6 protein-coding genes are annotated in these 5596 nt (G+C 69.4%); 1 reads left to right on the top strand and 5 read right to left on the bottom strand.

Going from position 1 to position 5596, the window contains the following annotated elements:
* Window positions 1–129: 129 nt before the first annotated feature.
* From GBZ26_RS26345 to GBZ26_RS26325, 5 genes are all read right to left on the bottom strand, one after another.
* Window positions 130–717 (bottom strand): hypothetical protein, encoded by a 588-nt coding sequence (locus GBZ26_RS26345; protein WP_174441371.1) that lies wholly within the window; start codon window positions 715–717, stop codon window positions 130–132.
* A 79-nt stretch (window positions 718–796) separates the two neighbouring features.
* Window positions 797–1744 (bottom strand): Hsp33 family molecular chaperone, encoded by a 948-nt coding sequence (locus GBZ26_RS26340; protein ID WP_246653835.1) that lies wholly within the window; start codon window positions 1742–1744, stop codon window positions 797–799.
* Window positions 1745–1855: 111 nt separating this feature from the next.
* Window positions 1856–2770, bottom strand: a complete 915-nt coding sequence (gene argF / locus GBZ26_RS26335; RefSeq protein WP_035678070.1) for an ornithine carbamoyltransferase — start codon at window positions 2768–2770, stop codon at window positions 1856–1858.
* Entirely contained in the window at window positions 2770–3924 is a 1155-nt protein-coding gene (locus GBZ26_RS26330; protein ID WP_174441369.1) for an aspartate aminotransferase family protein, read from the bottom strand. Before GBZ26_RS26330 ends, argF begins: the two co-directional genes overlap by 1 nt.
* A 150-nt stretch (window positions 3925–4074) precedes the next feature.
* Complete coding sequence (locus GBZ26_RS26325; protein ID WP_114861599.1) at window positions 4075–4878, bottom strand: ABC transporter permease; 804 nt, start codon at window positions 4876–4878, stop codon at window positions 4075–4077.
* An 80-nt stretch (window positions 4879–4958) separates the two neighbouring features.
* Between GBZ26_RS26325 and GBZ26_RS26320 the strand changes: the two genes are divergently transcribed.
* Entirely contained in the window at window positions 4959–5519 is a 561-nt protein-coding gene (locus GBZ26_RS26320) for a regulatory protein RecX (protein WP_145689231.1), read from the top strand.
* Window positions 5520–5596: the final 77 nt, after the last annotated feature.

Below are 5596 nucleotides of genomic sequence, written 5' to 3'. Positions count from 1 at the left end.
CGCGCTGGATGTGTATAAGCGACCTCCCCTGGCCCTCCCCCGCTGGCGAAGTGGGGGTAATTTGCTCCCCCCCCCCGCGTCAGCGGGTGAGGGCTAGGGAGGGGGCAAGACCTCTCCTGCCGCCGACCCCTACCGCCGCACCATCGGCGCCAGATCCTTGCGGATGCCGGCGTCCAGCCGGGCGTTCAAATCGTCCATCATGCGGCGGACGAGGTCCTGAAGGGTCGCCTCGCGGTCGGCCACCGAGATGTTCTCCGGCACCGTGGTGGAGTGGGTCACCGTCGCCTTGGTCATGCCGCGGAAGGTCGATTCGCCGGGCAACTCGCCGTTGACCTCGACCTCGATCCGGCCGTCGTAGCGCTGGGCCTGATCGTTGGTGAAGTAGCCCTTCACCCCGCCGGTCTTGGGAAGCTGGACCTCGACGATGCTGGCGTCGCGGATGGTGACGCGGACGCGGCCCGGCCCGCCCGCGGCCTGGAGCCGCTCGTTGGCCCAACGGCGCACCGCATCGGCGGGCGGCAGGGGGATGCGCTGGTCGACGGCGGTGCCGGCCGGACGGTGGGCGTCCACCACGTCGACGCCGCCTGCGTTCAGGACGATCGGGCCGAAGTTGGAATAGTCGATGGGCCGGGCCGCCGGACGCGGCGGCGTGCTCTGGCAGGCCGTCAGGGCCACGGTGGCGAGAGCGGCGGCGAGAACGAAACGGCGGGTGGGCATGATCGCTCCGGTGAGACGGAAAAACGGCGCGGCACTATAGCCGCGCCGTCCTCCCAACGCATCCGGAACCTGGAGCCGCCTACTTCGCCGTCCCGTAGACCCGGTCGAGGTCCGCGTCGTCGAAGTGGTAGGCGGTGGAGCAGAACTGACAGACCACCTCGACGCGCCCGTCGTCGATCTTCAGATCCTGCACCTCGGCGCGCGGCAGGCTGGACAGCATGTCCGACACCCGCTCGCGCGAGCAGCGGCAGCCGAAGCGCAGGGCCTTGGGCTGCCACACCCGCACGCCGTCCTCGTGGAACAGGCGGAACAGCAGGTCGCGGGCCGGCAGCTCCGGGTCGAGAAGCTCGTCGCCGGTGGTGCTGGACAGCAGGACCATGGCGCGGCGCCACGCGTCCTCGTCGCCGGAACCGAGCACCTTTTCCGTGGCGTCCTGCGGCAGGCGCTGGATCATGATGCCGCCGGCCCGCCAGGCGCCCTTGCTGCCGTCCGGCAGGGTCTCCTGGTCCACCGACACGGTCAGGCCGGTGTCGATCTGCTCCGACTGGCGGAAATAGTGCTGCACGCAGTCGGCCAGCGTCTTGCCGTACAGCTCGACGATGCCCTGGTAGCGCTCGGTGTTCGGCCCCTGGTCCACGGTGAAGGCGATGTGGCCCTTGCCGAGCAGGGCCGGCGCCGGGGCGATGGCCACGTCGGCGGCGGCCTTGGCCAGCGCTTCCTCGTCGAACTGGGCGTAGGCGCGGATGTCGCCGACCGAGGTGATGTCCGCCACCATCAGCCGGACCGGACCGTCGCCCTTGGTCTGGAGCGTGAAGATGCCGTCGTACTTCAGCATGCTGGACAGCAGCATGGCGAGCGTCATCGTCTCGGCCAGGAAGCGGGCAACCGGCTCCGGATAGGCGTGGCGGGTCAGGATTTCGTCCAGCGCGGGGCCCAGCTTCACCATGCGGCCGCGCAGGCGCGACGCCTCGATCTGGAAAGGCAGAACGAGATCGTCGGTGATCGGTTGGACGGAAGGATCGTCCATGATGTCCTCGAAGTTACGACAGGCCATGGCCCGGCGCCACCATCCCGCTCATCGCGGGGGGCGGCGCCGGGCCATGACTCCAATTCCAAGGGCTCTCAGCCCCAAGTGCTTTTAAATAGTGGCGCCGAGGCACCATGCCAGTATGGCCTTCTGGGCGTGCAGGCGATTTTCCGCCTCGTCCCAGACGACCGAGTGCCGGCCGTCGATCACCCCGTCGGTCACTTCCTCCCCGCGGTGGGCGGGCAGGCAGTGCATGAACAGGGCGTCGGGGGCGGCGAGATCCATCAGCGCCTCGTTGACCTGATAGGGCCCCAGGACCGCCGCCCGCTCGTCCACGTCGGTGTTGTGCATGGAGGCCCAGGCGTCGGTGACCACGCAGTCGGCCCCGCGCACGGCCTCCTCCGGCGAGGTGGTGACGGTGATCCGCCCGCCCTCGCGCTTCACCCAGTCGAGCAGTTCCGGCGCCGGGCCGTAGATCTCCGGGCAGCCGAGGCGGATCTCGACGCCGAGGCGCACCGCCACATGGACCCAGCTCACCGCCACGTTGTTCACGTCGCCGATCCAGGCCACCGTGCGCCCTTCGATGGGGCCGCGATGCTCCTCGAAGGTCATCACGTCGGCCATGATCTGGCAGGGGTGCGACTGGTCGGTCAGGCCATTGATGATCGGCACCGAGGCAAACTCGGCCAGCTCCTGCACGCGCTCCTCGCCCATGGTGCGGACCATCACCGCGTCCACGTAGCGCGACAGCACGCGGGCGGTGTCGCCGATGGTCTCGCCGCGGCCGAGCTGCATGTCGTCGGGCTTCAGCACCACCACGTCGCCGCCGAGCTGGCGCATGCCGACCTCGAAGGAGACGCGGGTGCGGGTCGACGGCTTCTCGAAGATCATCGCCAGCGTGCGGCCCGCGAACAGCGAGCGGTAGGCCGGGATGTCCTTCTTGATGGTCGCGGCCATGGCGAGGATCTGGCGCAGCGTCGCCTTGTCCAGCCGGTCGATGTCGAGGAAATGACGGACGGCGGACATCACACCAGCTCCTTGGCGGTCTTGGCGAGGATGGCCACGGCCTCCTCGACCTCGGCCTCGCCGATGTTCAGCGGCGGCAGCAGCCGGACCACGTTGTCGCCCGCCGGAACGGACAGCAGGCCGTTGGCGCGCAGGGCCACGACCACGTCGCCGACCGCCGGGCCGCAGGCGAGGCCGAGCATCAGCCCCTTGCCGCGCACGCCCTTGAAGACCGACGGGTTCTCGGCCACCAGCCCGGCCAGACGGTCCTGGAGCAGGCCGCCGATGCGCTGCACATGGTCGAGGAAGCCGGGCTCCAGCACCTTGTCCAGCACGGCGTTGCCGACCGCGGTGGCCAGCGGGTTGCCGCCGTAGGTCGAGCCGTGGGTGCCGGCGGTCATGCCCGACGCCGCCTTCTCGGTGGCGAGGCAGGCGCCCAGCGGGAAGCCGCCGCCGATGCCCTTGGCCACCGCCATGACGTCCGGCGTGATGCCGGCCCATTCATGGGCGAACAGCTTGCCGGTGCGGCCCATGCCGCACTGGATCTCGTCCAGGAACAGCAGCATCCCGTGCTGGTCGCACAGGTCGCGCAGGCCGCGCAGGAACTCGACCGAGCCGGCGCGGATGCCGCCCTCGCCCTGGATCGGCTCCAGGCAGATGGCCGCGGTGCGGTCGGTGATGGCGGCGCGCACGGCCTCCAGATCGCCGAAGGGCACGAGGTCGAAGCCATCGAGCAGCGGGCCGAAGCCCTTGATCAGCTTCTCCTGCTGCGCCGCCGACACCGCGGCCAGCGTGCGGCCGTGGAAGGCCTGCTCGAAGGTGATGATGCGGGTGCGGGCCTTGTCGCCCTTCTCATAATGGTATTTGCGGATCAGCTTGGCGCCGCACTCCCACGCCTCGGCGCCCGAGTTCGTGAAGAACACGGTGTCGGCGAAGGTGGCGGCGGTCAGCCGCTTGGCGAGGCTCTCCTGCCCGGCGACCCGGAACAGGTTGGAGGTGTGCCAGAGCTTGTGCGCCTGGGCGGTCAGCGCCTCGACCAGATAGGGATTCGCGTGGCCGAGGACGTTCACCGCCACACCGGCGGCGAAGTCGAGGAATCGTCGCCCGTCGGTCGCGTACAGATACGGACCTTCGCCGCGCTCGAACACGATGTCGGCGCGGGCATATGTGGGCATGACGACCGGAATCACAGCGAAAACCTCCGAATGAGGAAAGCCCGGCGGACACCCTCGCCCGCCGGGAACCGTCGAATATCAAGATGTCACTTCGGCCTGTCAACGGATTGGCTACGCCGACCGGCTGAATTCGGCCGAATTCCGGCGGATTTACGCCTTCAGCTTGTAGCCCGTCTTCAGCATGCGCCAGGCCAGCCACCACAGGGCGCCGTTGACCGCCAGCATGACGAGAATCCCGATCCCCAGCGTGCCGTCCGACCGCCCGATGAAGCCGTAGCGGAAGCCGTCGATCATGTAGAAGAACGGGTCGAAATGGGCGATCCACCAGAACACCGGCGGCAGCGTCTCCACCGAATAGAAGGTGCCGGACAGGAAGGACAGCGGCGTCACCACGAAGTTGGTCACCGCCGCGATGTTGTCGAACTTCTCCGACCAGATGCCGCCGACCAGCCCGAGCAGCGACAGCAGCATGGACGCCATCAGGGCGTGGAAAATGACGAATTCCGGATGGGCGATGCGCACCGGCACGAAGGCCCAGATCGCCAGACCGGTGACCAGCCCGACCAGCAGGCCGCGCGTCACCCCGCCCATGACGAAGCCGAAGGCCAGCTCCAGCGGGGCCATCGGCGGCATCAGGATGTCGACGATGTTGCCCTGGACCTTGGCGATCACCACGGAGGAGGAGGTGTTGGCGAAGGCGTTCTGGGCCATCGCCATCATGATCAGGCCGGGGGCCAGGAATTCCAGATAGGGCACCGTGCCGATCATCCGCACCGCGCCGCCCAGAGCCAGCGCGAAGACGGCGTAGAACAGCAGAGTGGTGACCACGGGCGCCCAGACGGTCTGCTGGTGCACCTTCAGGAACCGGCGCACCTCGCGCGCGTAAAGGGTCCACAGGCCGACCCAGTTGACGGCGCCGACCTGGCGGGGCATGGGAGGGAGAGGATGAGTCATCGCACCACGATTCACAGGATTGGACCGGACTTTAGGGCGCGCCGCCCGTTCCGGCAACCGCCCCCGGACGGGAGACAGCCATGACCCGCGACCAGCCGCCGGCCCGCAAGCCGCCGCGCCTCGTGACCGCCCAGTATCTGGAGAACGCGGCCCTGCACTATCTCCAGCGCTTCGCCAGTTCCTCGGCCAGCCTGCGCCGCGTGCTGATGCGCAAGGTCGACCGCTCCGCCCAGGCCCACGGCACCGACCCGGCGGAGGGGGCGCGCTGGGTCGAGGACCTGATCGCCCGCTACCTGCGCAGCGGCCTGCTGAACGACACGGCCTACGCGGAGATGCGGGCGGCCAGCCTGCACCGCCGCGGCACCTCGACCCGCGCCATCCGCGAGAAGCTGTCCGCCAAGGGCATCGGCCGCGACGAGGCCGACCGCGCGCTGGAGTCGCTGGACGAGGAGGTCGAGGGCGACCTGAACCTGACCGCCGCCCTGGCGCTGGCCCGCCGCCGCCGGCTCGGCCCCTACCGCCTGCCGGAGAAGCGCGCGGAGTTCCGCGACAAGGATCTGGCGGCGCTGGGCCGCGCCGGTTTCGCCTACGACATCGCCCGGCGGGTGGTGGACGCCGAAGACCCCGACTCGGTGGAGTAACCCCGTCCCCTTCGCGGTCCGTTCGCCCCGCCCGGCTGTTGTTCGGCAAACGCCATTGGGAACGCCACCGGTCGGGG

Source organism: Azospirillum formosense, assembly GCF_013340925.1.
GTDB classification, from domain to species: Bacteria; Pseudomonadota; Alphaproteobacteria; order Azospirillales; family Azospirillaceae; genus Azospirillum; species Azospirillum formosense.
This window is presented reverse-complemented; position numbering and strand designations above follow the sequence as displayed.

Excerpts from the sequence above, each read along its gene's own strand:
- GBZ26_RS26345 (WP_174441371.1), bottom strand. The coding sequence starts at position 717 with ATGCCCACCCGCCGTTTCGTTCTCGCCGCCGCTCTCGCCACCGTGGCC.
- GBZ26_RS26340 (WP_246653835.1), bottom strand. The coding sequence starts at position 1,744 with ATGGACGATCCTTCCGTCCAACCGATCACCGACGATCTCGTTCTGCCT.
- argF (WP_035678070.1), bottom strand. The coding sequence starts at position 2,770 with ATGTCCGCCGTCCGTCATTTCCTCGACATCGACCGGCTGGACAAGGCG.
- GBZ26_RS26330 (WP_174441369.1), bottom strand. The coding sequence starts at position 3,924 with ATGCCCACATATGCCCGCGCCGACATCGTGTTCGAGCGCGGCGAAGGT.
- GBZ26_RS26325 (WP_114861599.1), bottom strand. The coding sequence starts at position 4,878 with ATGACTCATCCTCTCCCTCCCATGCCCCGCCAGGTCGGCGCCGTCAAC.
- GBZ26_RS26320 (WP_145689231.1), top strand. The coding sequence starts at position 4,959 with ATGACCCGCGACCAGCCGCCGGCCCGCAAGCCGCCGCGCCTCGTGACC.